This window comes from Streptococcus sp. V869 (assembly GCF_054353515.1).
In genome coordinates this window covers 82,861-107,557 of record NZ_JBTHHW010000002.1, presented here as the reverse complement: position 1 = coordinate 107,557, position 24,697 = coordinate 82,861, and the positions used below count along the sequence as shown (strand labels likewise).

At 40.1% G+C, this 24,697-nt stretch carries 31 protein-coding genes and 1 tRNA gene; 20 read left to right on the top strand and 12 right to left on the bottom strand.

Going from position 1 to position 24,697, the window contains the following annotated elements; genetic code table 11:
* Positions 1 to 212 precede the first annotated feature (212 nt).
* On the bottom strand, positions 213 to 1,364 hold the full coding sequence (locus ACXYSN_RS05980; RefSeq protein WP_458636473.1) for a low temperature requirement protein A: 1,152 nt from the start codon (positions 1,362 to 1,364) through the stop codon (positions 213 to 215).
* Between the two features lie 302 nt (positions 1,365 to 1,666).
* On the bottom strand, positions 1,667 to 2,509 hold the full coding sequence (locus ACXYSN_RS05975) for an aldo/keto reductase (RefSeq protein WP_458636472.1): 843 nt from the start codon (positions 2,507 to 2,509) through the stop codon (positions 1,667 to 1,669).
* Between the two features lie 388 nt (positions 2,510 to 2,897).
* Between ACXYSN_RS05975 and ACXYSN_RS05970 the strand changes: the two genes are divergently transcribed.
* The 3 genes from ACXYSN_RS05970 (at position 2,898) to ACXYSN_RS05960 (ending at position 4,583) form a co-directional block, all read left to right on the top strand.
* Positions 2,898 to 3,437: a T6SS immunity protein Tdi1 domain-containing protein gene (locus ACXYSN_RS05970; RefSeq protein WP_458634863.1), complete on the top strand. Its 540-nt coding sequence runs from the start codon at positions 2,898 to 2,900 to the stop codon at positions 3,435 to 3,437.
* 427 nt (positions 3,438 to 3,864) lie between these two features.
* Positions 3,865 to 4,350, top strand: coding sequence for an immunity protein YezG family protein (locus ACXYSN_RS05965; RefSeq protein WP_125335711.1), 486 nt, complete (start codon positions 3,865 to 3,867; stop codon positions 4,348 to 4,350).
* Positions 4,351 to 4,385: 35 nt separating this feature from the next.
* Positions 4,386 to 4,583 carry a hypothetical protein gene (locus ACXYSN_RS05960; RefSeq protein WP_260471300.1) on the top strand — a complete coding sequence of 66 codons (198 nt, stop codon included), beginning with the start codon at positions 4,386 to 4,388 and terminating at the stop codon, positions 4,581 to 4,583.
* A gap of 72 nt (positions 4,584 to 4,655) precedes the next feature.
* Here the strand turns inward: ACXYSN_RS05960 and ACXYSN_RS05955 are convergent, their stop codons facing one another.
* From ACXYSN_RS05955 to ACXYSN_RS05940, 4 genes are all read right to left on the bottom strand, one after another.
* The gene (locus tag ACXYSN_RS05955) at positions 4,656 to 5,171 is read right to left on the bottom strand and encodes a DUF308 domain-containing protein (RefSeq protein WP_106387979.1); all 516 of its coding nucleotides are present in this window, start codon (positions 5,169 to 5,171) and stop codon (positions 4,656 to 4,658) included.
* A gap of 221 nt (positions 5,172 to 5,392) precedes the next feature.
* Positions 5,393 to 5,806 carry a helix-turn-helix domain-containing protein gene (locus ACXYSN_RS05950; protein WP_458636615.1) on the bottom strand — a complete coding sequence of 138 codons (414 nt, stop codon included), beginning with the start codon at positions 5,804 to 5,806 and terminating at the stop codon, positions 5,393 to 5,395.
* A gap of 95 nt (positions 5,807 to 5,901) precedes the next feature.
* A tRNA-Lys gene (locus ACXYSN_RS05945) sits at positions 5,902 to 5,974 on the bottom strand.
* 262 nt (positions 5,975 to 6,236) lie between these two features.
* A complete protein-coding gene (locus tag ACXYSN_RS05940) occupies positions 6,237 to 7,508 on the bottom strand; it encodes a replication-associated recombination protein A (RefSeq protein WP_458636614.1) in 1,272 nt (423 codons plus the stop codon).
* Between the two features lie 115 nt (positions 7,509 to 7,623).
* On the opposite strand from ACXYSN_RS05940, the gene ACXYSN_RS05935 reads away from it, so the two are divergent.
* The 8 genes from ACXYSN_RS05935 (at position 7,624) to ACXYSN_RS05900 (ending at position 14,049) form a co-directional block, all read left to right on the top strand.
* Positions 7,624 to 8,094, top strand: coding sequence for a DUF3013 family protein (locus ACXYSN_RS05935; protein ID WP_458636471.1), 471 nt, complete (start codon positions 7,624 to 7,626; stop codon positions 8,092 to 8,094).
* A 9-nt stretch (positions 8,095 to 8,103) separates the two neighbouring features.
* Complete coding sequence (locus tag ACXYSN_RS05930; protein ID WP_458636470.1) at positions 8,104 to 8,532, top strand: NUDIX hydrolase; 429 nt, start codon at positions 8,104 to 8,106, stop codon at positions 8,530 to 8,532.
* Positions 8,533 to 8,669: 137 nt separating this feature from the next.
* Positions 8,670 to 9,620 (top strand): 50S ribosomal protein L11 methyltransferase, encoded by a 951-nt coding sequence (gene prmA, locus ACXYSN_RS05925; RefSeq protein WP_458636469.1) that lies wholly within the window; start codon positions 8,670 to 8,672, stop codon positions 9,618 to 9,620.
* A gap of 1 nt (position 9,621) precedes the next feature.
* Positions 9,622 to 10,365 (top strand): 16S rRNA (uracil(1498)-N(3))-methyltransferase, encoded by a 744-nt coding sequence (locus tag ACXYSN_RS05920; RefSeq protein ID WP_458636468.1) that lies wholly within the window; start codon positions 9,622 to 9,624, stop codon positions 10,363 to 10,365.
* Between the two features lie 10 nt (positions 10,366 to 10,375).
* Positions 10,376 to 12,172, top strand: a complete 1,797-nt coding sequence (gene pepF, locus ACXYSN_RS05915) for an oligoendopeptidase F (protein WP_458636467.1) — start codon at positions 10,376 to 10,378, stop codon at positions 12,170 to 12,172.
* 261 nt (positions 12,173 to 12,433) lie between these two features.
* The gene (locus ACXYSN_RS05910) at positions 12,434 to 12,607 is read left to right on the top strand and encodes a hypothetical protein (protein WP_414331460.1); all 174 of its coding nucleotides are present in this window, start codon (positions 12,434 to 12,436) and stop codon (positions 12,605 to 12,607) included.
* 35 nt (positions 12,608 to 12,642) lie between these two features.
* On the top strand, positions 12,643 to 13,206 hold the full coding sequence (locus ACXYSN_RS05905) for a DUF1307 domain-containing protein (RefSeq protein ID WP_006150859.1): 564 nt from the start codon (positions 12,643 to 12,645) through the stop codon (positions 13,204 to 13,206).
* A gap of 174 nt (positions 13,207 to 13,380) precedes the next feature.
* The gene (locus ACXYSN_RS05900; RefSeq protein WP_458636466.1) at positions 13,381 to 14,049 is read left to right on the top strand and encodes an MIP/aquaporin family protein; all 669 of its coding nucleotides are present in this window, start codon (positions 13,381 to 13,383) and stop codon (positions 14,047 to 14,049) included.
* Positions 14,050 to 14,145: 96 nt separating this feature from the next.
* Here the strand turns inward: ACXYSN_RS05900 and trxA are convergent, their stop codons facing one another.
* From trxA to ACXYSN_RS05885, 3 genes are all read right to left on the bottom strand, one after another.
* A complete protein-coding gene (gene trxA / locus ACXYSN_RS05895; protein ID WP_001029581.1) occupies positions 14,146 to 14,460 on the bottom strand; it encodes a thioredoxin in 315 nt (104 codons plus the stop codon).
* Positions 14,461 to 14,474: 14 nt separating this feature from the next.
* A complete protein-coding gene (locus tag ACXYSN_RS05890; protein ID WP_006150880.1) occupies positions 14,475 to 14,696 on the bottom strand; it encodes a DUF4649 family protein in 222 nt (73 codons plus the stop codon).
* A gap of 96 nt (positions 14,697 to 14,792) precedes the next feature.
* The gene (locus tag ACXYSN_RS05885) at positions 14,793 to 15,173 is read right to left on the bottom strand and encodes a MarR family winged helix-turn-helix transcriptional regulator (RefSeq protein ID WP_458636465.1); all 381 of its coding nucleotides are present in this window, start codon (positions 15,171 to 15,173) and stop codon (positions 14,793 to 14,795) included.
* A 180-nt stretch (positions 15,174 to 15,353) separates the two neighbouring features.
* On the opposite strand from ACXYSN_RS05885, the gene ACXYSN_RS05880 reads away from it, so the two are divergent.
* Positions 15,354 to 15,728, top strand: a complete 375-nt coding sequence (locus tag ACXYSN_RS05880; RefSeq protein WP_235083450.1) for a CidA/LrgA family protein — start codon at positions 15,354 to 15,356, stop codon at positions 15,726 to 15,728.
* Positions 15,725 to 16,420 carry an LrgB family protein gene (locus ACXYSN_RS05875; RefSeq protein WP_458636464.1) on the top strand — a complete coding sequence of 232 codons (696 nt, stop codon included), beginning with the start codon at positions 15,725 to 15,727 and terminating at the stop codon, positions 16,418 to 16,420. The genes ACXYSN_RS05880 and ACXYSN_RS05875 overlap by 4 nt, the downstream gene beginning before the upstream one ends.
* A gap of 79 nt (positions 16,421 to 16,499) precedes the next feature.
* Here the strand turns inward: ACXYSN_RS05875 and ACXYSN_RS05870 are convergent, their stop codons facing one another.
* Genes ACXYSN_RS05870 through ACXYSN_RS05860 form a run of 3 tightly spaced genes read right to left on the bottom strand, consistent with a single transcriptional unit; the run spans position 16,500 to position 18,311 of the window.
* Positions 16,500 to 17,231, bottom strand: coding sequence for a hypothetical protein (locus tag ACXYSN_RS05870; RefSeq protein ID WP_458636463.1), 732 nt, complete (start codon positions 17,229 to 17,231; stop codon positions 16,500 to 16,502).
* Between the two features lie 15 nt (positions 17,232 to 17,246).
* Positions 17,247 to 17,942 carry an ABC transporter ATP-binding protein gene (locus ACXYSN_RS05865; protein ID WP_458636462.1) on the bottom strand — a complete coding sequence of 232 codons (696 nt, stop codon included), beginning with the start codon at positions 17,940 to 17,942 and terminating at the stop codon, positions 17,247 to 17,249.
* Between the two features lie 3 nt (positions 17,943 to 17,945).
* Positions 17,946 to 18,311, bottom strand: a complete 366-nt coding sequence (locus tag ACXYSN_RS05860) for a GntR family transcriptional regulator (RefSeq protein WP_458636461.1) — start codon at positions 18,309 to 18,311, stop codon at positions 17,946 to 17,948.
* 142 nt (positions 18,312 to 18,453) lie between these two features.
* Here ACXYSN_RS05860 and nrdR point away from each other — a divergent pair, with 142 nt between their 5' ends.
* The 7 genes from nrdR to ACXYSN_RS05825 all read left to right on the top strand — a co-directional run bounded on the left by nrdR (position 18,454) and on the right by ACXYSN_RS05825 (position 24,694).
* Complete coding sequence (nrdR, locus tag ACXYSN_RS05855; RefSeq protein WP_004250782.1) at positions 18,454 to 18,927, top strand: transcriptional regulator NrdR; 474 nt, start codon at positions 18,454 to 18,456, stop codon at positions 18,925 to 18,927.
* Positions 18,928 to 20,097, top strand: a complete 1,170-nt coding sequence (locus ACXYSN_RS05850) for a replication initiation and membrane attachment family protein (RefSeq protein WP_458636460.1) — start codon at positions 18,928 to 18,930, stop codon at positions 20,095 to 20,097.
* The gene (gene dnaI, locus ACXYSN_RS05845) at positions 20,098 to 20,994 is read left to right on the top strand and encodes a primosomal protein DnaI (RefSeq protein WP_006150886.1); all 897 of its coding nucleotides are present in this window, start codon (positions 20,098 to 20,100) and stop codon (positions 20,992 to 20,994) included.
* The gene (locus ACXYSN_RS05840) at positions 20,991 to 21,704 is read left to right on the top strand and encodes an NADPH-dependent oxidoreductase (protein ID WP_458636459.1); all 714 of its coding nucleotides are present in this window, start codon (positions 20,991 to 20,993) and stop codon (positions 21,702 to 21,704) included. Before dnaI ends, ACXYSN_RS05840 begins: the two co-directional genes overlap by 4 nt.
* Before the next feature lie 13 nt (positions 21,705 to 21,717).
* A complete protein-coding gene (der, locus tag ACXYSN_RS05835) occupies positions 21,718 to 23,028 on the top strand; it encodes a ribosome biogenesis GTPase Der (protein ID WP_458636458.1) in 1,311 nt (436 codons plus the stop codon).
* Positions 23,029 to 23,218: 190 nt separating this feature from the next.
* The gene (locus tag ACXYSN_RS05830; RefSeq protein ID WP_458636457.1) at positions 23,219 to 24,061 is read left to right on the top strand and encodes a TPM domain-containing protein; all 843 of its coding nucleotides are present in this window, start codon (positions 23,219 to 23,221) and stop codon (positions 24,059 to 24,061) included.
* A 39-nt stretch (positions 24,062 to 24,100) separates the two neighbouring features.
* Positions 24,101 to 24,694 (top strand): LemA family protein, encoded by a 594-nt coding sequence (locus ACXYSN_RS05825; protein ID WP_006150877.1) that lies wholly within the window; start codon positions 24,101 to 24,103, stop codon positions 24,692 to 24,694.
* Positions 24,695 to 24,697: the final 3 nt, after the last annotated feature.

Sequence of the window (24,697 nt, the reverse complement as noted above, 5' to 3'; positions counted from 1 at the left end):
TAAATATTTCAAAATGGGGCAAAAGTGGGGCAAAAACGAATGACTCGTATTTTGTTTGAAAACCTATAATACCTAATGATTATACCATACTAGATATATAGTGTTGTTATAAATAAATGTCAGTGCGAGTTCAAATCGGAGGATAAAATGGAAAAACAAATTAATGAAAAAAAAGCCTTGGTTCCCAAAGCTTTTTTTATGTTATAAACTCATTAAAAGAACTCCCAGTTAGATTTGGAATATTTTTTATTCTGTGTCATATAAAAATAAATAAAATGAGTGGCTATAGCTAGAGCTAAAATGGTTGTTATACTCACTACTATTATAGGATTAGAAGCAAAGATTAAAGAGAGAATCAAGGCAGCAAGATAGAGTGTCGCTTGGACACAGTAGTAACTTTTCGAATAGCTAAGATAGTGTTTGTTACAGGGCCCATTTACTAGGACAGCAACTTGGAAGAGGCCAAATCCGATATAAGAGAAGATGGTTGCAAAGAGATGATTAGCTTCAGGATTCAGAAGAAAACTCATCGAAACAGTCATCATCATAAGCCCAATGAAAATAGGATAGTGACTGTAAATTAGAAATAGTCCCTTTTGATTAGATTTTTCATCAATAGCATGGTCAAATTCACCAAAATAAAATAGGAACAGAGAAAGCATAATAATGAAATAAAGAACCGAATAAATCGAGAAATTCTCGATTGTAAAGAAGTTAGCTAGCTCCATAATCATCTCTCCAAACGTAATAATGACAAGAAGGGAGATGCGCTCGATTAAATGGGGGAGATTTACCTGGTAATGCTTATCTTTACTAAGCAAGATAATTGGCATAATAAATGTTAGCAGAATACTAGCAAAGAAGATATAGACTCTAACGTAAATAGGAAGAGGAAGAAGAGCTGCTAGATAGACTCCTAAACTTCCTAGCCCTGTTATCCATAGAAAATCTTTGATACTTTCCCGATTAACATCATCGGTTGATTTTCTAAAAAACTCAACCAAATATTGAAAAAATAAGGTAAGGGTTAATGTACCAATAGCCCAACAGAGATAATGAAAATATTGTTGCCAATCAGGTCCAATCATATTGGCTATAAAGAGTAAAAGTCCCATTTTGATAAACATGATTACCATGTTAAATAAAGAGTTCTTTCCATAGCGATTGGTATAAATGGTTTGAATCATCCATGAATCAGTGAGAACCAAGACAGCCATGAAAAAATCAAGGAAAGAATTCCAAGTCAAAATACCGTTATGAAGATGCTCAATTAAAGTAGTTACTTTTGAAACTGCAAAAACAAAAACTAGGTCATAAAAAAGTTCTGAAAATTCTACACGCTTATGTTTAATAATATTTGTCATCTTAATACCTTTCTATTTTAGAAGTATAGTTTATTATAACAGAAAATGGCAATGAGAGAAAAGGATATGCTTAAATAACTTCATGTGACGCGAATTGTAAAAACCTTGGACACATTTACCTCATGTACCAACTCACAGGCAGAGTGTTTGATGATTGATAATGAAGTACGTGTATTCTGAGGCAAAAGATTTCGAGACTCCATTACGTAACTCCCATCTATAAATAAAAAATGATAGTTTCATCATAGCAAATCTAAAGAAACACGCTAAAAAGCAACCCTGACGAGTTGCTTAAAATCCTATTAAAAATTAACTGTGTCAGGATCATTCTGAGTTTTGGTGCCTTGAATCTTATCCAAGACTGCCATATCTTCCTCTGATAAGTCGAAGTCGAAGATATCCAAGTTAGCTTTTATATTTTTAGGTGTCACAGACTTAGGTAGTGGCAAGAAACCTTTTTGGAGGCTCCAACGCAGAGCAACTTGTGCCACAGATTTACCGTTACGTTCAGCCACTACTTCAACATCTTCATTTCCAAAAATGCTACCTGTACCTAGTGGACTATAGGCTTCAAGAAGGATATCGCGCTCTTGGCAATAGTCAACTAAGTCTTCTTGGTCACAACCTGGAGCCAAGAGGATTTGATTGACATGTGGAACAATTTCAGCTGTTTCAAAAAGAGCTTCTAGGTGATGTTGCATAAAGTTAGACACACCGATAGCGCGCACCTTACCTTCTTTGTAAGCTTCTTCCATAGCCTTCCATGCACCCGCATTGCCAGCCTTCCAAGCATCATTCTCACGAAGCGCCTTTGGATTAGGCCAATGGATAAGCAAAAGATCCAAATAATCCACACCAAGTCTTTCGAGAGACTCATCGATAGAAGTCTTAGCCAACTCGTAATCGTGCTTATCATTCCAAAGTTTGGTAGTTAGGAAAATATCCTCACGTGCCAAATTACTATCAGCAATCGCCTTACCTACAGAAACCTCGTTACCGTAAATTTGTGCGGTATCAATATGTGTGTAACCCGCCTTAAGTGCGAAGCTAACGCTGTTATAGGCTTCTTCGCCTTCAGCAATTTGCCAAGTTCCAAAACCAATTTTAGGAATAGCAACCCCATTTGCAAGTGTATATGTTTCCATGATTTTCACCTTTTCTTTTTTTAATAGTACTATCTTAAAAAAGATAAGACAAAAATGCAAAGATTTGCTACGGCTATTATTATGAATAGTTCCTTACTTCTTTTTCCGATGTTCGTAACAGCCTTTGGAGATATTATTACTTGGGAAGAGAATGAATTTGTAAGAACTTTTCATATTGAAAATAAACAAAAATATTGAAATATAGCTGATTTTAGGGAAGTACTTTTAGGTATTTCCAATGTCATGATTTAAAAATGGGGCAAAAGTGGGGCAAAAACGATTGACTCACATTTGGTTTGAAAACCTATAATACCTAATGATTATGCTATACTAGAGATATAGTATTGTTATCAATAAATATCAGTGCGAGACTAAATCGGAGGAAAACATGCTAGAAAACTTTGTAAAAGTGGCAGATATGCCCCAAGAAGTTATTGGAAAATATAAGGATCAAGTTCCAGCTGAGTTAGTTCAAATTTGGCAGGAAGATGGTCTGGGAACCTTTTTAGATGGTTATTTGAAGGTGATTAATCCAGATGACTATCTTGAACTTCTCCAAGATAGCTATTTCAGAGGAGATGTCGCTTTTCCCATGTTTGTAACAGCTTTTGGAGATATTGTTACCTGGGAAGAGAATGCCTATGTGGGAATTGTCCAATACAATATTCAGGATTTGGATATTATTTGTAAGGGGATGGATTTATTCGTTCAATATTTAGATAACGAATATATTACAAAAAAATTTGAACTTGATTTATATAGACAAGCTGTGTCAAAACATGGTGCTCTGTCTTATAACCAGTGTTTCGGTTTTGTGCCACTCTTGGCATTAGGAGGCTTTAAAGATGTGGACCATATGGATAAGGTAAAAGTCTTGGAGCACATCTATCTCATGTACCAACTTACAGGAGGAGTGTTTGACGATTGATAAAAAAGAACCACCTTCGCGGTGGTTTTTTTGATGAAAACGAGTGTTGGATAAATAGCGAGTCTTTGATGAGACTCGCTTATTTTGTGAATATAAACTTTTTGGTACAAAATTTGGTACAAAAAATAAAATGACAAGCAAAAAAGCCTTGTAAATCAAGGCTTTTTCCTGTTGTTTAGATGCCCCCTGCATGAATTTGTATGAAATTTTCATATTGAAAGTAATCAAAAATATTGAAATATAGATGATTTTCGGAAGGTACTTTTAGGTATTTTCAATGTCATGATTTAAAAATGGGGCAAAAGTGGGGCAAAAACGAATGACTCACATTTGGTTAGAAAACCTATAATACCTAATGATTATGCTATACTAGATATATAGTGTTGTTATCAATAAATATCAGTGCGAGACCAAATCGGAGGATAAAATGGAAAAACAAATTAATGAGAAAATTCGTGAAGTTGCACAAAGTGTTAATGAGACAATACCAGTAGCATGGGATAATCTTTTTATTAACATAAGTTTAGCTTTTGATGGAGGAGAGGTATATTATTTCTTTAATGAAGAGGGGAAAAATGAGTATATCTACAATCTATATATTCCAAAGCGGTATGGTATTCCTAATTTAGAGTTTCGGAATCAAGAAAGACGCACCTTTAGATTAGCTTGGGAGTTGAGAGAAATTTTTGAGAAAGAAGGCCAACCTTTGTGGACTTCTTGTACTATAAAAGTAATTAGCACGAAATTATCTGCTGAATTTGACTATGCACCTTGGAATGAAAGTGATTATAGTTCAGGTCAACAAATGGACTTTTTTGAATATAAATATCTCGGCAAGCAACCAGCGAATGAAAAAGAGCTTGAGCAGTTCAAGGCCATGGAAGCTTTCCAAAGAGAGCATAATGGGAAATAGCTATATCTAAAGAACAACCCACCTCGGAGGATAAAATGGTTCAACAGATGAATGATAAAATTGCATTTTTAAATCGATACACGTTGTCATCTAAAAATAAAGTAGAATTTATAACTGATAAATCAACGATTTTAAATGCACCGATTCCAGAATATTGGAAAGCAGCATTTCTAGCCGATACTTTGGAAGAATACTTGGAGCAATTCTACGCAGAATGGAATGCGAAAAAGTGATAATTAAAGAGACGAAAAAGCTGAGAATATGATTTCCCAGCTTTTTTGAATGCGATAGAAATAGCAACTAGACTATTTACGAAAGACCTCAATAATGTAGGTGAAGCCAGTAACTAAAAATGAAAAGGCAATGACATAAACGACAAAGACACCTGTAGCCACTGGATTGAACAGAATCACTAGACCTAGTAAAAATTCAAGCAAGGCTACCCACATGATATTGCTACCAATAATAGGGAAAATCAATCCTAGACGATTGCCTTTAAAGAAAGCAATAATGGCTTCTACAATTAACCAAATTCCTACAATGGTCGGAATGACGACCGGCAGGGTCACAAAGCCATAAGCAACGAGGTAAAGAGCTAAGAGAAGACTAACAAATCCTTGGAAAAGATAAACAGGTGAGCGAAGCTCTTTTGGTGCAGAGAAATAGCCTAAAATAGCTGCTATAGAAGAAACCAGTAAACCAAATGAAATCCACCAGCTGTAAGCAACAAGATTAGCTACTGGGTTTGTAAATAGGAAAAGTCCTAAAAGGACAAAAACAACTCCTGCAAGGAATAGCAGTAAACGATTAGAAAATTTCATTTCAATACCCCCTATATAGTATAATTTGCTAATAAAACTATTGTACTTATTTTTATAGAAAATGTCAATAAAATAAATAAACAATTTGGAAGTTTCAGTCTGACTTACAAAAAGAAAAGGAGTTTTCACTCCTTTTCACAGATTGAAGACAAAGTCCTTATAAAAGTGTCTTCTAAAGATTTTAACTTCAATCTGAAGCGAGGTTATCCTCGCTTTTTTATTTAATCCAATAGCTCCTTATTTTCAATTAAGAGTTCTAGTGGAGATTTATCCCTTGCTACAATAAAACCAGGTTCATATTGGTTATGAAGTGTTCTTTTCTGAGAAGTTGGATCAATATACAACTCATCTCCATCTTCTGTGTATAGTTGGTTGCCTCTTGTTAGGTAAAGTAAATCCTCTAAGTACTGTCCATCAGTTTCTAGAAAATCTTCGATGTATTTGACAGCTTTTAAAATCTCACTTACTTTATCAGAGTATTCATTAGATTCAAGAACACTCTTTTCTAACTCAATCTCTTTACTAGTTCCAAAGAGTTGGGTTGGAGTTGCATTAAAATATTCTGCTATCTTATCCAAATTTGCAAAGGTAGGATAGCTTTTTTGTTTTTCGTAATCAGAGATGTTTGGAAAGATTGCTCATAAAAAAATGTGGGGCAAATGATGGGGCAAATCAGTTATAGACAAGCAAAAAAGCCTTATAAATCAAGGCTTTTTCCTGTTGATTTAGATGCCCCCTACAGGGCTCGAACCTGTGACCCATAGATTAAGAGTCTACTGCTCTACCAACTGAGCTAAGGAGGCAAATAAAAAGCTGTATTGGTGCCGAAACTTCACGGTTTGTATTGAACCCGCGCAATTAAGCAGGTGGGCAACTCGCTCTAACTGAAGCTGTTTCCGTGTGAGACGGCCTACATGCTGTTAGAAGACTTTTGTTTCCCTAATAATACAAAAAATAGTCGGTCAACACTTAAATGTGAAGTCGTACACCACAGCGTTTCTATGATTATATGATACCACTTTTTCAAAAAAAATCAAGGGAAAATTAAAATTTTTGAAAAGGATTTCATAAATTTCGTAATTTATCAATGGTTTCCTTGCGTTGAGCCAGGGCCCGTTCGTATTTTCCACTATCTTCTGGAGAAAAGTAGTGATGGTCACGAATTTTTTCTGGTAGGTATTCTTGCTTGACCCAGTGACCAGGATAATTATGTGGATAGAGATAATTTTGGGCGTTACCTAGTTCCTTGCTGCCGCTATAATGTCCATCTCGCAAGTGACGTGGAATTGGCAGATGACCCGATGTTTTAAGGTCAGATAAGGCCTTATCTATAGCCACGTAGGCTGAGTTAGACTTAGGTGAAAGTGCCAGATCAATGACGACATTGGCAATGAGAATACGAGCTTCGGGAAAGCCGATTCTTTGCGCAGCATCCAAAGCAGTTACGGTATGAATCTGAGCTTCGGGATTGGCTAAGCCAATATCTTCATAAGCAATCACAGTCAAACGACGAGCTAGGCTAGGAAGGTCACCTGCGTCTATCAAGCGAGCAGCATAGTGGAGACTAGCATCGACATCGGATCCACGGATGGATTTTTGCAGGGCAGATAGAACATCATAGTGTCCGTCTCCATCCTTGTCCATAGTGATGTAGCTTCTCTGAAGACTATTTTCCATGATGTCGAGCGTGATGTGACGGACACCGGCATCATTTTCTGGGGTGGAGAGAACTGCCAAATCAAGCGAATTAAAGGCAGACCGGAGGTCTCCATTGGTAGATGTTGCGATAAAATCAAGGGCGTCATCATCTAACTCAACAGGGAAATCAAAACCTCTTTCAGGGTCAGTCAGGGCTATTTGAACGGCCTCTTTAACATCTTGGTTAGACAAGGGTTCCAACTCAAAAATCTGAACACGACTGCGGATGGCTGGAGTGACAGAAAAGAAAGGATTTTCAGTTGTCGCCCCGATCATGATGACTAGACCACTTTCTAAGAGAGGAAGGAGGAAGTCTTGTTTCGTCTTGTCAAGACGATGAATCTCGTCTAGTAGCAGTACAAGGCCACCTGAGAATTTAGCTTCCTCAGCGATTTCTTGGAGGCGTTTTTTACTATCAACTGTGGCATTGAAGGTCCGAAAAGCATACTTGGTCGTTCCAGCGATGGCTGAAGCGATACTGGTTTTTCCGATGCCTGGAGGTCCGTAGAGTATCATAGAGGATAGGCGATTGGCTTCCACCATACGGCGGATAATCTTGCCTGGTCCAACCAGGTGCTCCTGACCGATGACCTGGTCGATGGTTTTGGGGCGCATGCGAAGCGCGAGATTGTCTGGCATAGCAGTCCTTTCTAACATGGATTTTCTGATACGAATGTGGTAAGATGGTAGTATCTATTTTAGCATATTTCCGAGTATTCGGGGCGATTAAAGAGTCGTATAGAAAGAGGACAAAATGGCAACATACGGATTTTTAGATGTTTTACAAGAAGAGTTGGACAAGAACTTTCCTTTTGATTATGAGATTAGCTGGGATAAGCGCAATCATGCGGTGGAAGTGAGTTTTCTGCTAGAGGCGCAAAATCCTGCAGGGGTGGAGATGTTAGATGAAGACGGAGAGGTTTCGTCAGATGATATCCTTTTTGAAGAAGCGGTACTTTTTTACAACCCTGCCAAGTCAACAGTTAATGCAGAAGACTATCTCACAGTCATCCCTTACCTACCTAAAAAAGGTTTTTCTCGTGAATTTTTAGCTTATTTTGCGCTATTCCTTAAAGATACTGCAGAGGTTGGACTAGATGCCCTCATGGACTTTTTGGAAGACCCAGAAGCAGAAGAATTTGTCATGGAATGGAACCAAGAAGTCTTTGAAGAAGGAAAAGTAAGCTTGGAAGAAGGAGAATTTTATCCTTATCCAAGATACTAGGAGTCTAGCATGGAAATAGAACTGACTGATTTTACAGGTTCTAAAATTGCTCTTTTGTGTGGGGGAAAGCTACTGACCATCTTGCGTGATGACAAGCCTAGCATTCCTTGGCCCAATATGTGGGAGCTACCAGGTGGAGGTCGTGAAGGGGACGAAAGCCCATTTGAATGTGCGGCGCGTGAAGTTTATGAGGAACTAGGCATTCACTTGACCGAAGATTGCCTGCTCTGGAGCAAGGTCTATCCCAGCATGCTCTATGAAGGCAGACAGTCAGTATTTATGGTTGGTCAGCTAAGACAAGAACAATTTGACAATATTACCTTTGGGGATGAAGGACAGGCCTATAAACTGATGAACATTGAGGAATTTCTCAATTCTAAACAGGCAGTGCCTCAGCTCCAGGGGAGATTGAGGGATTATTTAAAAGAAAGTGAATAGAAAGGATGGTTCAGTTTAATTTCTAAATTGAACCCGCCCTAAACACTGTGCCAAAAAGATAAACTTCTCTTAGACACAAATGTCTTCAGAGAGTTTCCTATTTTGGCTTTGTGTTTTACGGGCTTGGTATCGTAATTATGGAAACATGGCAAGAGTTAAAGGTTACAGTAAAGCGTGAGGGAGAGGAGCTGGTTTCCAATCTCTTGATTGAACTAGGTGCTCAAGGGGTAGCAATTGAAGATAGCATGGACTATGTTGGAAATGTGGATCGCTTTGGTGAGATTTTCCCTGATGTCGAGCAGCAAGAAGAAATCGTGGTGACCGCCTACTACCCTGATACGATTGATGTAGCGGCAGTTGAAGCGGATTTGCAGGATCGTTTATCGGAATTGACAGACTTTATGGATTTGGGAGAGGTCAAGATGGGGACGAGTGCCTTGGCTGAGGAAGACTGGGCTGACAACTGGAAGAAATACTATGAACCAGCTCGCATCACTCATGACTTGACCATCGTGCCATCATGGACGGACTACGAGGCTACTGCTGGAGAAAAGATTATCAAGTTGGATCCTGGTATGGCATTTGGAACTGGAACCCACCCTACGACCAAGATGAGTCTTTTTGCCTTGGAGCAGGTTCTTCGTGGTGGTGAGACAGTGCTAGATGTGGGGACAGGCTCAGGTGTCCTTTCTATTGCCAGCTCACTCCTAGGTGCCAAGGAAATCTTTGCCTATGACTTGGATGATGTGGCGGTTCGGGTGGCTCAGGAAAATATTGAGCTCAATCCTGGTATGGAAAACATCCATGTAGCCCCAGGTGATTTGCTTAAAGGCGTGGAGATTGAGGCAGATGTCATCGTGGCCAACATCCTAGCAGATATCCTTATCCATCTGACAGATGATGCTTATCGTTTGGTTAAGGACGAAAGCTATCTCATCATGAGTGGCATTATCAAGGACAAGTGGGATATGGTGCGTGAGTCGGTTGAGTCAGCTGGATTTTTCCTTGAAACCCACATGATCCAAGGGGAATGGAATGCCTGCGTCTTCAAGAAGACCAAGGATGTTTCCGGTGTGATTGGAGGCTAGCATGCAACAGTATTTTGTTAAAGGCAGTGCAATCTCTCCTGTCACCATCGAGGATAAGGAAACCAGCAAGCACATGTTTCAGGTTATGCGCTTAAAAGAAGATGATGAGGTGACTTTAGTTTTTGATGATGGGATCAAGCGATTGGCGCGCGTGGTCAATGTAGAAAGTCGTCAGTTAGAGCTGATTGAGGAATTAGCAGACAATGTAGAACTACCAGTTCAAGTGACCATCGCATCAGGTTTCCCCAAGGGAGACAAGCTGGAGTTTATCACACAGAAAGTAACCGAACTGGGTGCTAGTCAAATCTGGGCATTTCCTGCTGACTGGTCTGTTGCCAAATGGGATGGCAAAAAATTGGGTAAAAAGGCCGAGAAATTAGAAAAAATTGCGCTTGGAGCAGCCGAGCAAAGCAAGCGGAATTTGGTCCCAAACATCACCCTTTTTGAAAAAAAAGCAGATTTTCTATCTCAGCTGGACCAGTTTGACTCTATCGTGGTAGCCTATGAAGAGTCAGCCAAAGAAGGTGAATCAGCAGCGCTTATCCAAGCTGTTGCGGAGTTAGAAAAAGGATCTAAACTGCTCTTTATCTTTGGACCAGAAGGTGGTCTATCTCCTGCAGAAATTGAAAGTTTTGAAGAAAAGGGAGCAGTCCTGGCAGGACTTGGTCCTCGTATTTTGCGAGCAGAAACAGCACCACTTTACGCTTTATCAGCCTTTAGTGTTTTATTAGAATTAGAGAAATAAGAGGAAAAAGATGGAACAAAAACACCGTTCAGTATTTCCTGAAAATGAACTTTGGGACTTAACAGCCCTATATCAAGACCGTGAGGATTTCTTGCGTGCGATAGAGAAGGCGCGTGAAGATATTAACCAGTTTAGTCGTGACTACAAGGGCAATCTTCACACTTTTGAAGATTTCGAGAAGGCCTTTGAAGAATTGGAGCAAATCTATATTCAGATGAGCCATATCGGGAATTACGCTTTTATGCCTCAGACGACAGACTATAGCAATGAAGATTTTGCCAATATCGCCCAAGCTGGAATGGACTTTGAAACAGATGCCAGCGTAGCCTTGACCTTCTTTGATGATGCCTTGGTAGAAGCAGACGAAGAAGTCTTGGACCGTTTGGGTGACTTGCCACATTTGACTGCAGCTATTCGTCAGGCCAAAATCAAAAAAGCCCACTATCTTGGGGCTGATGTGGAGAGGGCCTTGACCAATCTGGGTGAAGTTTTCTACAGTCCACAGGATATCTATACTAAAATGCGAGCTGGGGACTTTGAAATGGCTGATTTTGAAGCCCATGGAAAAACCTACAAAAACAGTTTTGTGACCTATGAAAACTTCTATCAAAACCACGAGGATGCTGAGGTTCGTGAGAAATCCTTCCGTTCTTTCTCAGAAGGACTTCATAAGCACCAAAATACAGCTGCGGCAGCCTATCTTGCTCAGGTTAAATCTGAAAAACTGTTGGCAGATATGAAGGGCTATGACTCAGTCTTTGATTATCTTCTGGCTGAACAAGAAGTGGACCGTGCCATGTTTGACCGCCAGATTGACCTCATCATGAAGGATTTTGCGCCAGTTGCTCAGCGATATCTCAAGCATGTTGCCAAAGTGAATGGTCTTCAAAAGATGACCTTTGCAGACTGGAAATTGGACTTGGACAGCGCCCTTAATCCTGAAGTGACCATTGATGATGCCTATGATTTGGTCATGAAGTCGGTAGAACCTTTGGGACAAGAATATTGTCAGGAAGTTGCTCGCTATCAAGAAGAACGCTGGGTGGACTTTGCTGCCAATAGTGGCAAGGATTCTGGTGGCTATGCAGCTGATCCATACCGTGTGCATCCTTATGTTCTCATGAGCTGGACAGGTCGTCTGAGTGATGTTTATACCTTGATTCATGAAATCGGGCATTCTGGTCAATTTATCTTTTCAGATAATCACCAGAGTTACTTCAACGCCCACATGTCGACCTACTATGTCGAAGCACCATCAACCTTCAATGAATTGCTTCTCAGTGATTATTTAGAACATCAATCTGACGATCCGCGTCAAAAACGCTTTGCTCTTGCCCACCGCTTGACAGATACCTACTTCCATAATTTCATCACCCACCTCTTGGAAGCAGCCTTTCAGCGTAAGGTGTATACACTGATTGAAGAAGGGGAAACCTTTGGAGCAAGCAAACTCAACAGCATTATGAAGGAAGTCTTGACAGAGTTCTGGGGTGATGCTATTGAGATTGATGATGATGCGGCTTTGACTTGGATGCGCCAAGCTCACTACTATATGGGTTTGTATAGCTACACCTACTCAGCCGGACTTGTCATCTCGACTGCGGGTTACCTCCATCTGAAACATTCGGAAACTGGAGCTGAAGACTGGCTCAACCTCCTCAAATCAGGTGGTAGTAAGACACCACTTGAGTCAGCCATGATTATAGGTGCGGATATTTCAACAGACAAACCACTCCGTGATACCATCCAGTTCTTGTCTGACACGGTTGATCAGATTATCGCCTACAGTGCAGAGTTGGGAGAGTAGGACAATGGCAAGTGATGATGTTCTATGATGTTATTGATAGGATTATTGGAAGTTGTTATTTTTGCTTTATTTGTAGTAATTGTTAAAAAAAGTGTTGAAGGTCGTAATTGCAAAGACGAGCTTATAGCTGAGTCGGTATTGCTATTCATCTTCTTCATATTATATTTGATTGTATTTAATTAAAAATTCTAGGTTTAAAGAATATAAAGTCATCTATGAATGGCTTTTTGATCAGTGACTAGAAAAGCAGAGGTGCTAGGGATGTATCAAAAATTACAAAGTAAAGTGACAGAAGAAAAACCAAGCTATAGTCGGGAAGAAATTTGGAAAGAATTACATAAGCGATCTCCTGAAACACATCCAGATGATAATCCGTCAATCTTAAAATATAGTGACGGTGTTCCAAAATTACTTGAAAATGGTTATGTTCAATAGTAAAATAAAAGTGATCAAGGGAGACGTAAATCACTATGAATAAAACTTTAAAAACATCACTCGTATTACTATTAACGGTTTTCGCCCTTGCGGCTTGCGGACAAAACAATTCAGCAGGAAGCGCAGCGCAAACTTCACAAACAGCTCAAGAAACCACGACTGCTCCAACAACACAAGTAGCGTCCAATAAACAAAATACAACAGAAGCTCTGCCAAAAGACGGTGTACAAAGATTCAAGCGTATAGATAAAGGTGGATCAACATTTCTTATCTACTACTTCAAGGATGACATCGTCTATAAACAGATTGGTATTTACTTTTATAACCCTAAAGGATTAGGCAAATCTGAAGAAGAGGTTGTTCAACTTCTGAACAAAAGTCAAGAGCTTTATAAGGATGTAACTGGAATAACCTCTAAAGTTGAGAAGGAAGATGGAGAATACATTCAAACCGTAATATATGATTACCAAACTATGGACTGGAAAGAGTTACATCGACGCGATCCAAATCAATTTCCTGCGACCAAACCAAAACCAGTAAAAATTAGTGAAGCTGCAGCTAAATTACAAGAAAAAGGTTATGTTGAATATACAGAATAAACTCAACCAAATAAACAGCACCAAAGACACTCCTTAGCCGTCCTTGGTGCTGTTTGTCCTGACTAGCCTCGGGTAACCAAAAGTGCAAAGACCTGCAATTTTCCAAGCACTTTTCTTGAATCCCTCCCCTTCTTTTGATAGACTAATAGGTAGTTGAAAAAAAGGAGACTAATTATGAAAAAATTTGTTGCTGAATTAATCGGTACATTTATGCTTGTGTTCATCGGAACAGGAGCTGTTGTTTTTGGAAACGGTACAGAAGGTCTTGGACACCTTGGAATTGCTTTTGCCTTTGGTTTGGCAATCGTAGTCGCAGCTTTCTCAATCGGAACTGTTTCAGGTGCTCACTTGAACCCAGCTGTTTCTATCGCTATGTTTGTTAACAAACGTTTGTCATCTTCAGAACTTGTAAACTATATCCTTGGTCAAGTAGTTGGTGCTTTCTTAGCATCTGTTTCTGTATTCTTCCTCTTGGCAAATTCAGGTATGTCAACTGCAAGTCTTGGTGAAAATGCCTTGGCAAACGGTGTAACTGTATTTGGTGGTTTCTTGTTTGAAGTCATCGCAACATTCTTGTTTGTTTTGGTTATCATGACTGTAACATCAGCAAGCAAAGGGAATGGTGCTATTGCTGGTTTGGTGATCGGTTTGTCATTGACAGCTTTGATTCTAGCTGGCTTGAACATCACTGGACTTTCAGTAAACCCAGCTCGTAGCTTGGCTCCTGCTGTATTGGTAGGTGGCGCAGCTCTTCAACAAGTTTGGATTTTCATCCTTGCACCAATCGTTGGTGGAGTTCTTGCAGCTCTTGTTGCTAAAAACTTCCTTGGAACTGAAGAATAATTCAACTAGATCGAAAAAAATCCTACTCTCCATCTTGGAGGGTAGTTTTTTATAGAAAAAAACACTCCCATAATCAAATGTGGGAGTGTTTTGTGATTAACTCAATTCAGCAACGATAGCTTTGATTTGTTCAGCTGTGTGAACACCTGCAACTTGTTTAACGACTTGTCCATCTTTCTTGAAGAGAAGAGTAGGGATAGACATGATTCCAAATGCACGAGCTGTGTTTGGATTTTCGTCAACGTCCATTTTAACGATTTTCAAGACATCTTCTGAAAGTTCTTCAGACAATTTGTCCAAGATTGGACCTTGCATACGACATGGACCACACCAAGTTGCCCAGAAGTCTACCAAGACCAATCCGTCTTTTGTTTCTTGTTCAAATGTTGCATCTGTAATTGCTTTTGCCATAGTATTTCTCCTTTTTAGTTATATTGGCTTAAATCTTGTTTCATGAGATAGAAGAAAACATCCCCATAAGTCCCATGGTAGTCCAGAACATGACCATTGTAGGTTAGTTTTTGGACAGGGTAATAGTCGGCGACACCAATCAGGCAGGCATGTTGAGAACGTTCAAATTCTTCGTATGACTCGAAGGTCATTGTTCTCTCTTGCTTGCTGGCATCTAAATAAGTGATTTCAATCATAGGATTCTCCTTTGCTAAATCATGTCTTCATTTTACTCCTTGTAAAAAGGAATGTCAAGAAAATTGATTGCGCACGCAAGTTTTTTTGTAAAAATTTTAGGAAAACCAACTTGCTTTTGTTTCAAGGCTTTCTTCTACAGCTTTTTGTAGATAGGCAAGAGTTGTCTGACCCTCCTTAGTGAGGCAGATAAAACTAGCTCGCTTATCCTGGTCACAACATCTCCGACTAAGTAAAGCACAGTTTTTGGCTTCTAGGCGTGCCACCATTCGTGATACAGCACTTGGACTCAGATGGAGTTTGTCAGGCAGGTCAATCTGTCTCAAAGATTTTTCTTGAGTCTGATTTAAAAAGTGCAAGAGGTAGAATTCTTTGAGCGTTAGACTTTGGTCACTCTGCTCAGCAATCGTTTGCTCTAAAAGAGCTTCTAGCTCTACTTGTCGTCGGTTGAAGTCAAACCATTTTTCTAAGTAAGTCATATCAATCTCCTTTCTATATAGTAGTTATAAACAGATTTGCCTATCTGAGATGCTTGCGCACGCAATTAGTATACAACTTTTTAGATGAGATAGCAAGAAGGATGTTTATTGTGTATTTCCTTGAAATTTTCTGAAAAAGGAGTAAACTGGTATGCAGAAAGTCTATTTGTGGAGTATACGATGAAGTTATATGTTCAGTTAATGATTCTTTTTGTGATTTCGCTGATTGGTGAGGGAATTTCTGTTCTTTTCCATTTGCCTATCCCTGGAAGCATTATTGGTTTGATTATTTTATTTTTGGCTTTGCAGTTCAAGTGGTTGCGGGTACGTCATGTCAACATGGTTGGGAATTTTCTTCTGGCCAACATGACCATTCTCTTTCTGCCTCCTGCGGTTGGGATTATGGAGAAATTTGATGTGATTGCTCCCTATTTATTGCCCATTGTCTTGATTGTCTTTTTTGCGGCAGTGATCAATATTATCTTGATTGCGCTAGTGGTTCAGTTCATCAAAAAGCGTTATGAAGGTGATTACGAAGAAAGAGGTGCCAAATGAGCGAATTTGTATCCAATCCACTTTTTGGGATAGCCTTGTCTATCCTAGCTTATCTTGGAGGCATGATTATCTTTAGACGATACCCTCATCCTCTGACGACTCCCTTACTGCTAGCAACATTGTTTATCATAGCTTTTCTGAAATTGACGGGTATTTCTTACGCCGCCTATTATCAAGGTGGGGTTTATTTGAATAACTTGATTGTACCTTCGACAGTAGCACTCGGGATTCCTCTCTATAAAAGTTTTCATCTCATGAAGCACCATGTTAGAAGTATTTTGTTAGGCAGTTTTTTAGCAGTCATCGTGAATACTACTTTTACAGCACTAGTCGCCAAATTTTTCGGCATGGATTTCTTCTTGGCGATTTCACTTTTTCCAAAGTCGGTAACGACTGCGATGGCGGTTGGAATCACAGAAAAGCTACAAGGAATCACAACAATCACCTTGGTCGTAGTAGTAGCGACTGGTATTTTGACCAGCGTTATCGGTCCAACACTCTTGAAATGGCTGAAAATAGATGATCCAGTAGCTGCCGGTCTAGCCTTAGGAGGAACAGGTCACGCCGTTGGAACTGGGACAGCATTCCGTTACGGATCAGTCGCTGGTGCCATGGCTGGTTTAGCAATCGGAGTCACAGGTCTGCTTTATGTCTTTATCAGTCCTATCGTGGCTGGTTTAATATTAAGTTAAAGGTCAAGTATCTCTTGGCCTTTTATCTGTTTTTCAATAAAAATCCCCAGCAAAACTTCATTTGCTAGGGGATTATTGATTATTGAAGGTTCACTTTATTCTTCAAGATGTAGTAGGTGCCGATATAGTAGACAACAATCAAAATGATATCTTTAATGATTTCATATGTGAGAAAAGAGCTGTAGTTTATAGTAATATTTAAGAAAAGATCGCTAAATCCAATGATAGAATGAATCACAATATAGGCTACAACAGCCAGAGCTGTACGGTATTCATCAAATAGTTGACCGATAGAAATAGACAAGTAGATACAAAGGATGCTGGCAAGGGTATTTAAGATATAGGTTGTCAGGGTTAACCATAAATTGCCTAGATAGTAGTCGAAAAGGTCCTTGAATAAGGTAGATATAAAGACATCTGGGCTAATCATGGCAACGATGATGTAAAGACTCAAAAGAAAGACCACTGTACTTGTCAAAGACCAGACAAAGGCTCCAAGGATTTTAGCAGAGAGAATCTGGTGTTCAGATACTGGAAGGGTTAGGGTTAGATAGCCACGACGGTCATAAACGCTCCCCTTAAATCGTTGAATGATCAAAATCAAGGTTGAAATACTCAGAGTAATCACGAGGCCCCCAAAAACCAGAGCTAGAAAGACTAACATGAGAACACCCTTGTCTTGATAATAGGTGTTTGATAAGGCACTGCCGTGAATTCCTATGATGACAGATAGGGATAGTACAGCTGCATAGAGGGCAAGAAACCATTTGTTGACATTTTTAAATTCATAACGAACTAAATTCCAAAACATAAGAATCTCCTTTAACTAGGCTTTGAATTCGTGACGGAAGAGCTGGTCTATTGATTCACCTGACTCATAACGAATATCATCCACATTCCCTTGACGGACAACTTTTCCATCCTTGAGGAAGACAATCTCATCCAAGATTGGTTCGATGTCTGAAATCAAGTGAGTTGAAATCAAGACAGTCGAAGTTGGAGAGTAGTTGTTGATGATGGTGTTCAAGATGTAGTCACGAGCTGCAGGGTCGACTCCACCGATAGGTTCGTCAAGGACATACAAACGAGCATCACGACTCATGACAAGGATCAACTGAACTTTTTCTTTGTTCCCTTTTGAGAGTTTCTTGAAACGGCTATTCTCATCGATACCAAGGTCACGAAGAAGACCTTGAGCACGATCCAGATTGAAATCTTTATAGAAGGTCTTGAAAAAGGTAAGAGCTTCTTTGACCTTCATCTGTTCGTTGAGATAGGTCGTATCAGGTAGATAAGAAACGATAGCCTTAGTTGCTGGGCTTGGTTCCATGCCATTGATGAGGATACGCCCTTGCTCTGGTTGGAGTAAACCGTTGATTAGTTTAATCAGGGTTGTTTTTCCGGAACCGTTTGGGCCAAGGAGACCCACAATCTTTCCTGCCGGGATTTCAAGGGAAACATTTTGAAGAGCAGGGCTTGCTCCATAGAATTTTGAAACATTTTCAAATGTTAACAAGGTCATAGTCTAAACTCCTTCAATATAATCTCTCAAAACAGTTGGTAGTTCTTCTTTTTCATAGCCAAATTCTACCATGCCTGTTACAAATTGCTGCAACTGTTCTTCTGATAGTTGCTTCCGGGATTGGAGGATTAGGTCCAAGTCCTCGGTGACAAAACGCCCTGCAGTCCGCTTGGTGTATACGAAGCCTTCTCTTTCTAAATCTGATAGGGCGCGTTGGATGGTATTAGGATTAACGCCAGCCTCGCTAGCCAGTTCTCTGACAGTTGGCAGTTGTTGGTTGGGTTCTAGTTTATGGGAAACGATTTGCAGTTTGATCTTATCCATTATCTGCATATAAATGGGTTTATTGTTATCAAATGTCCAGGACATCACAGTCTCCTTTCTACAATTTCTTTTTGTATCACTTAAATAATACAACTAAACAAAAAACTTGTCAAGCCAAAAGGAGAATTATTTTGGGAATTGCTTAAAAAATGGTATAATGAAAAGAAAACGACAAGGAGGGGAAGGCATGCGTTGTCCAAAATGTGGCGCTACTAAATCAAGTGTTATCGATAGCCGTCAGGCTGAAGAAGGAAATACGATTAGAAGAAGACGTGAGTGTGAAGAATGCCAGCATCGTTTTACGACCTATGAACGTGTAGAAGAAAGAACGCTGGTTGTGGTCAAAAAAGATGGTACACGGGAGCAGTTCTCAAGAGATAAAATCTTTAACGGGATTATCCGTTCGGCTCAAAAACGTCCGGTGTCCAGTGATGAGATTGGCATGGTCGTCAATCGTATCGAACAAAAACTCCTCAGTCGCAATGATAATGAAATTCAAAGTGAAGATATTGGTTCGCTCGTCATGGAAGAGTTAGCTGAACTCGACGAAATCACATACGTTCGTTTTGCTAGTGTCTATCGTAGCTTTAAAGACGTGAGTGAGCTCGAGAATCTTCTCAAACAGATTACGCAATCTTCAAAGAAGAAAAAGGAAAAATAAATGAAGCCTAATGATCGTTTTTCTTTTCTAAAGAATAATCGGGTGTCGCAAGATCCCACATCTCTGGTGCAGTGCTACCTCCCGATTATCGGTCAGGATGCGCTGAGTCTTTACCTTTACACCCTAGCCTTTTGGGATAATGGGCAAAAGGAACATCTTTTTGCTGCTATTCTCAATCATCTCAATTTCGGGATGGATAGGCTCTTAAAAGCCTTTAAAATCTTATCAGCCTTCAACTTGGTCACTCTTTACCAAAATGGGGATGCCTATGAACTTGTTATTCATCCAACGCTTTCTAGTTCGGATTTCTTGCGTCATACGGTTTATCGTACCTTGTTGGAGAAAAAAATCGGTGAGCCAGCAGTTTCTGATTTGCGCCAAGAGTCTGCGGAGGGAGAAGCTTTGACCGTTCCTTTGAGTCAGGCCTTTCCAGAGATAGAAGATATAGCTAACACTGAGGAAACACTCGGAAAAGCTAATTTTACAAATGATTTTGATTTGGAACATTTCCGTCAACTTATGGCGAGAGATGGCCTCCGTTTCCAAGATGAACAGACAGATATCTTAGAACTGTTTAAAATAGCTGACGAGAAAAAATGGACCTGGTTTGAAACCTATCAATTGGCCAAGGCGACAGCTGTTTCTCAAGTTATCTCTGTCAAGCGTATGCGTGAAAAATCAGCGCAAAAATCTGTTTCGTCGGACTTCAGTCCCCAAGAAGCGACTATTATCAGGGAAGCGAAAAGCAAAACTGCCCTACAGTTTTTAGCGGGAATCAAACAAACACGAAATGCAGGAATTATCCAAGCTGAACGCGATTTGTTAAAACAGATGGCTGACTTGGGCTTGCTTGATGAGGTTATCAACATTGTTATACTCTTGACCTTCAATAAGGTTGATTCGGCCAACCTCAATGAAAAATATGCCATGAAAGTGGCTAATGATTACTCTTATAACAAAGTCAGATCTGCTGAAGAAGCTGTACTTCGAATCAGAGAGAAGAATCAAAAGGGACAGGAGCAAAAACTGGCTAAGAATAATCAAGCCAAAACCAATGTCCCAAAATGGAGTAATCCAGAATATAAAAATGAAACCAGCGAAGAAACTCGCTTGGAATTAGAACGCAAGAAAAAAGAAATGTTAGCCCGATTAGGAAAAGGAGGAGACTAGATGGAAAGTGTAGGAGATGTGCTTAAAGGTCATCCCAGCCGTTTTCAATACCAGGACTTGGTCCAGCAGATTGTAAAAGATCCAGATGTTGCGGCTTTTATCCAGAAGGAATCTCTCAGTCAGGAGGAGTTGAACCGTAGTATTTCCAAGTTTAACCAATACATCACTGAGAGAGATAAGTTCCTCCGAGGAGATACAGACTATATCGCGCGTGGTTACAAGCCTATCCTAGTCATGAACCATGGTTACGCGGATGTATCTTATGAGGAAACTCCGGAACTGATTGCGGCTGAGAAGGAAGCGGCTATCAAGAACCGTCTCAGACTGATTAATCTTCCAGCTAGTCTTAAAAAAGCTAGCCTAGCTCAAGTTGATTTGGATGATTTAGGACGCTTGCCAGTTTTTGAAAAGCTCTTAACTTTTGTTGAACAATATCCAGAAATCCGAAAAGGTCTCTACCTCTATGGAGACTTTGGAGTTGGGAAGAGTTTTATGGTGGCTGCCCTAGCCCATGATTTGTCAGAAAAACGTGGCGTTTCATCTACCCTTCTTCACTATCCAAGCTTTGTCATTGACGTTAAAAATGCTATCGGTGATGGTAATGTAAAGAGTTTGGTGGATGAAATCAAGCAAGCTGAAGTCTTGATTTTTGATGATATTGGTGCAGAGCAATCAACACCTTGGGTGCGTGATGAAGTCTTACAAGTGATTCTCCAATATCGTATGCAAGAAGATTTACCGACCTTCTTTACTTCAAATTTCAGTTTTGAAGATTTGGAAAAACATTTTGCTAAAGGCAAGAATGGAAATGATGAAACCTGGGAAGCTAGACGTGTGATGGAGCGTATCCGTTATTTGGCAGAGGAAACACGACTAGAAGGAGAAAATCGCCGATGAGTGAAACAATCACATTAATGAAATCTCATACTTCGGTTCGCAGATTTAAAGAAGAAGCAATCCCTCAAGAAGATTTAAATACCATTTTGTCTGCAGGACAAATGGCTTCTTCTTGGAAAAATTTCCAATCGTATTCTGTGATTGTAGTCAGAAGTCAAGAAAAGAAAGAAGCTTTGTATGAGCTTGTTCCTCAAGAAGCGATTCGTCAGTCTGCTGCCTTTCTCCTCTTTGTGGGTGATTTAAACCGTGCAGAAAAAGGAGCTCGTCTCCATACCGATACTTTCCAACCTCAAGGTGTGGAAGGGCTCCTCATCACTTCAGTAGATGCTGCATTAGCTGGGCAAAACACCTTGCTTGCGGCAGAAAGCCTTGGCTATGGTGGAGTGATTATCGGTTTAGTGCGTTACAAATCTGTTGAATTAGCAGAATTGTTCAAGCTACCTGACTACACCTATCCAGTTTTTGGGATTGCACTAGGTGTACCAAATCAAAAGCATGATGTAAAACCAAGATTGCCACTCGAGAATGTTGTTTTTGAGGAAGAATACCAAGAACAAACAACTGAGGCTATTGAAGCCTATGACCGTGTGCAGACTGAATACGCAGGAGCGCGTACGACTACCACTTGGAGTCAGCGTCTTGCGGAGCAATTCGGTCAGCCTGAACCAAGCTCGACTAGAGAAAATCTTGAACAAAAGAACTTATTTTAGAAAGTGAGAAAACATGGCCTTACCAACTGTTGCCATTGTAGGACGTCCCAATGTTGGGAAATCAACCCTGTTTAACCGTATTGCAGGGGAACGCATCTCAATCGTAGAAGATATTGAAGGGGTAACACGAGACCGTATCTATGCGACTGGTGAATGGCTCAATCGTTCTTTTAGTATGATTGATACTGGAGGGATTGATGATGTCGATGCTCCGTTTATGGAACAAATCAAGCACCAGGCAGAAATTGCCATGGAAGAGGCAGACGTCATCGTCTTTGTCGTTTCTGGAAAAGAAGGAATCACAGATGCAGACGAATACGTAGCTCGTAAACTCTATAAAACCCATAAACCGGTCATCCTTGCAGTCAACAAGGTGGACAATCCTGAGATGCGAAATGATATCTATGATTTTTATGCACTAGGCTTGGGTGAACCACTGCCTATTTCATCTGTTCACGGGATTGGTACAGGGGATGTGTTGGATGCTATCGTCGAAAATCTTCCACATGAAGTTGAAGAAGAAAATCCAGATGTCATCAAATTCAGTTTGATTGGTCGTCCAAATGTCGGAAAATCTAGCTTGATCAATGCCATTTTGGGAGAAGATCGCGTCATTGCCAGTCCTGTAGCTGGGACAACTCGTGATGCTATTGATACCCATTTTACAGATGCAGATGGCCAAGAATTTATCATGATTGATACGGCTGGTATGCGTAAGTCTGGTAAAGTCTATGAAAATACTGAGAAATACTCTGTTATGCGTGCCATGCGTGCCATTGACCGTTCGGATGTGGTCTTGATGGTGCTAAACGCCGAAGAAGGTATCCGTGAGTACGACAAACGTATCGCTGGATTTGCTCACGAGGCTGGTAAAGGGATGATTATCGTGGTCAATAAGTGGGATACCCTTGAAAAAGATAATCACACCATGAAAAACTGGGAAAAGGATATCCGTGAGCAGTTTCAATATCTGCCTTACGCACCGATTATCTTTGTATCAGCTTTGACCAAGCAGCGTCTTCACAAACTACCAGAGATGATTAAGCAAATCAGCGAGAGCCAAAATACCCGTATCCCATCAGCTGTCTTGAATGATGTGATTATGGATGCTATTGCCATCAACCCGACACCGACAGACAAAGGGAAACGCCTCAAAATCTTCTATGCGACTCAAGTTGCAACCAAACCACCGACCTTTGTTATCTTTGTAAACGAAGAAGAACTGATGCACTTCTCTTACTTGCGTTTCTTGGAAAATCAAATCCGCAAGGCCTTCGTCTTTGAAGGAACGCCGATCCACCTCATCGCAAGAAAACGGAAGTAAGATGATAAAAAAGAGGGCATTTAGTCTTCTTTTTTTATCGATAAGTTCAAGATTGTAGAGCTACATTTGTCATCGAAATAACATATTTTTCCTGGTCCTTGTCACGATTTTGTAATGAAAAGGTACTATCTTTGTAAAAGTCAAAATGCTATAATTCTCTAAACAATTTTCCTTGCATAAGGAGGTTATTATGAAAAAAGATAGATTGTTAAAGAATCGTTTCGTGGCGCATCTACTTGGATTGCTGATGGCATTTTTCTTCCTATCAGGATTCACTGCACCTGAAAAACCAGACTATGGTATCTACGACCCAAATCATTATTTGACAGAGGAAGTAGTTACTCAAATTCGCGATTTGAATGAAGCCAATAGTCAAAAGGCAGAAAAGCTTCAAATAGGTGTCTATATCGTAGATAGTCTGGAAGGAGAAAGTATTGAAACGGTGGCGAATGAGACGGCTAGAGCCTGGAAGATAGGCTATTCAGGAGATAATTTTGGAAGTCTGATTGTGGTAGCCGTTCAAGATCGTAAATCAAGGATTGAAACCAGCAATAACACAGCCATTAGGATAACAGATTATCAAAACAAGCAGATCTTGGCAGCTAGTCGTACGGATTTTAAAACTGGTGACTATAGTAAAGGAATTCTAGCGATTGCCAAAGGTTTGGACAATCAGTTTTATAGAGGAACTGGGACCTTCTCGTCTGATGATGACTCCTCTGATATCAAACGTTATTCCGAAAGTATCAGTGGGAAAAAATCTAATCGAGATAGAACTAGTTCATCAAACCGCCGTCAAAAAAATGACCCCATAAAAGATTTCTTTATGTTCCTGACGGTAATATATTTCGTTGGAGTCATTATTGCCATTATCAGAGGTAGAGGTGGCGGAGGGGGAGACTCCTCTGACGGCGGCTGGTGGTTTAGTGACTCTTCCGACTCAGGGTCATCTTGGTCCGACTCAGGATCAGACTCTTCTAGTAGCTGGGACGGCGGAGGTTTCGATGGCGGAGGCTCATCCGATGATTGGTAATGTTCGTATGTAATTTAAAGAAATAAGTAGGTTTAAGAAATGAAAAATAAAGGAATTATTTATGTATTAAGTATTTTACTGGCTATTCTCTTGCTAGGTGGATGCTCAGTAGTAGGCACTTATAACGGACTTGTCTCCGAACAAACCAAGGTCGAGCAAGCGCAAGCAGATGTAGCGACAGCTCTTCAACGTCGTTCTGACTTGATTGGAAATTTGGTAGAGTCTGTAAAAGGTCAGATGAACCATGAGACAGAAGTCTTTACCCAAATTGCAGAAGCTCGTGCTAAAATTGGGAATGGCTCCGTAACTTCAAAAGAAAATCAAGAGGCTCAAGGAGAGTTGAGTTCCGCTATTTCACGTTTGATTTCGCTAACAGAAAACTATCCAGAACTCAAGAGCAATCAAAATGTGGAACAACTTATGACGGAGTTGGCCGGAAGTGAAAATCGTATCTTTGTAGCTCGCAAGGATTACAACCAAGCTGCAACAGAATACAATCAAAAATTAAGAAGCTTCCCAACAGTTCTTTTCGCTAACATGATGAACTTTAAAGAGGCAGAAACCTTTAAAGAAAGCGAAGAAGCCAAGACAGCTCCAAAGGTTGATTTTAGCACTTCTACAACTAAAGAATAGGCT

Bases quoted from the DNA above. Each gene is read 5' to 3' on its own strand.
- ACXYSN_RS05980 (WP_458636473.1), bottom strand. From the start codon at position 1,364: ATGACAAATATTATTAAACATAAGCGTGTAGAATTTTCAGAACTTTTT.
- ACXYSN_RS05975 (WP_458636472.1), bottom strand. From the start codon at position 2,509: ATGGAAACATATACACTTGCAAATGGGGTTGCTATTCCTAAAATTGGT.
- ACXYSN_RS05970 (WP_458634863.1), top strand. From the start codon at position 2,898: ATGCTAGAAAACTTTGTAAAAGTGGCAGATATGCCCCAAGAAGTTATT.
- ACXYSN_RS05965 (WP_125335711.1), top strand. From the start codon at position 3,865: ATGGAAAAACAAATTAATGAGAAAATTCGTGAAGTTGCACAAAGTGTT.
- ACXYSN_RS05960 (WP_260471300.1), top strand. From the start codon at position 4,386: ATGGTTCAACAGATGAATGATAAAATTGCATTTTTAAATCGATACACG.
- ACXYSN_RS05955 (WP_106387979.1), bottom strand. From the start codon at position 5,171: ATGAAATTTTCTAATCGTTTACTGCTATTCCTTGCAGGAGTTGTTTTT.
- ACXYSN_RS05940 (WP_458636614.1), bottom strand. From the start codon at position 7,508: ATGCCAGACAATCTCGCGCTTCGCATGCGCCCCAAAACCATCGACCAG.
- ACXYSN_RS05935 (WP_458636471.1), top strand. From the start codon at position 7,624: ATGGCAACATACGGATTTTTAGATGTTTTACAAGAAGAGTTGGACAAG.
- ACXYSN_RS05930 (WP_458636470.1), top strand. From the start codon at position 8,104: ATGGAAATAGAACTGACTGATTTTACAGGTTCTAAAATTGCTCTTTTG.
- prmA (WP_458636469.1), top strand. From the start codon at position 8,670: ATGGAAACATGGCAAGAGTTAAAGGTTACAGTAAAGCGTGAGGGAGAG.
- ACXYSN_RS05920 (WP_458636468.1), top strand. From the start codon at position 9,622: ATGCAACAGTATTTTGTTAAAGGCAGTGCAATCTCTCCTGTCACCATC.
- pepF (WP_458636467.1), top strand. From the start codon at position 10,376: ATGGAACAAAAACACCGTTCAGTATTTCCTGAAAATGAACTTTGGGAC.
- ACXYSN_RS05910 (WP_414331460.1), top strand. From the start codon at position 12,434: ATGTATCAAAAATTACAAAGTAAAGTGACAGAAGAAAAACCAAGCTAT.
- ACXYSN_RS05905 (WP_006150859.1), top strand. From the start codon at position 12,643: ATGAATAAAACTTTAAAAACATCACTCGTATTACTATTAACGGTTTTC.
- ACXYSN_RS05900 (WP_458636466.1), top strand. From the start codon at position 13,381: ATGAAAAAATTTGTTGCTGAATTAATCGGTACATTTATGCTTGTGTTC.
- trxA (WP_001029581.1), bottom strand. From the start codon at position 14,460: ATGGCAAAAGCAATTACAGATGCAACATTTGAACAAGAAACAAAAGAC.
- ACXYSN_RS05890 (WP_006150880.1), bottom strand. From the start codon at position 14,696: ATGATTGAAATCACTTATTTAGATGCCAGCAAGCAAGAGAGAACAATG.
- ACXYSN_RS05885 (WP_458636465.1), bottom strand. From the start codon at position 15,173: ATGACTTACTTAGAAAAATGGTTTGACTTCAACCGACGACAAGTAGAG.
- ACXYSN_RS05880 (WP_235083450.1), top strand. From the start codon at position 15,354: ATGAAGTTATATGTTCAGTTAATGATTCTTTTTGTGATTTCGCTGATT.
- ACXYSN_RS05875 (WP_458636464.1), top strand. From the start codon at position 15,725: ATGAGCGAATTTGTATCCAATCCACTTTTTGGGATAGCCTTGTCTATC.
- ACXYSN_RS05870 (WP_458636463.1), bottom strand. From the start codon at position 17,231: ATGTTTTGGAATTTAGTTCGTTATGAATTTAAAAATGTCAACAAATGG.
- ACXYSN_RS05865 (WP_458636462.1), bottom strand. From the start codon at position 17,942: ATGACCTTGTTAACATTTGAAAATGTTTCAAAATTCTATGGAGCAAGC.
- ACXYSN_RS05860 (WP_458636461.1), bottom strand. From the start codon at position 18,311: ATGTCCTGGACATTTGATAACAATAAACCCATTTATATGCAGATAATG.
- nrdR (WP_004250782.1), top strand. From the start codon at position 18,454: ATGCGTTGTCCAAAATGTGGCGCTACTAAATCAAGTGTTATCGATAGC.
- ACXYSN_RS05850 (WP_458636460.1), top strand. From the start codon at position 18,928: ATGAAGCCTAATGATCGTTTTTCTTTTCTAAAGAATAATCGGGTGTCG.
- dnaI (WP_006150886.1), top strand. From the start codon at position 20,098: ATGGAAAGTGTAGGAGATGTGCTTAAAGGTCATCCCAGCCGTTTTCAA.
- ACXYSN_RS05840 (WP_458636459.1), top strand. From the start codon at position 20,991: ATGAGTGAAACAATCACATTAATGAAATCTCATACTTCGGTTCGCAGA.
- der (WP_458636458.1), top strand. From the start codon at position 21,718: ATGGCCTTACCAACTGTTGCCATTGTAGGACGTCCCAATGTTGGGAAA.
- ACXYSN_RS05830 (WP_458636457.1), top strand. From the start codon at position 23,219: ATGAAAAAAGATAGATTGTTAAAGAATCGTTTCGTGGCGCATCTACTT.
- ACXYSN_RS05825 (WP_006150877.1), top strand. From the start codon at position 24,101: ATGAAAAATAAAGGAATTATTTATGTATTAAGTATTTTACTGGCTATT.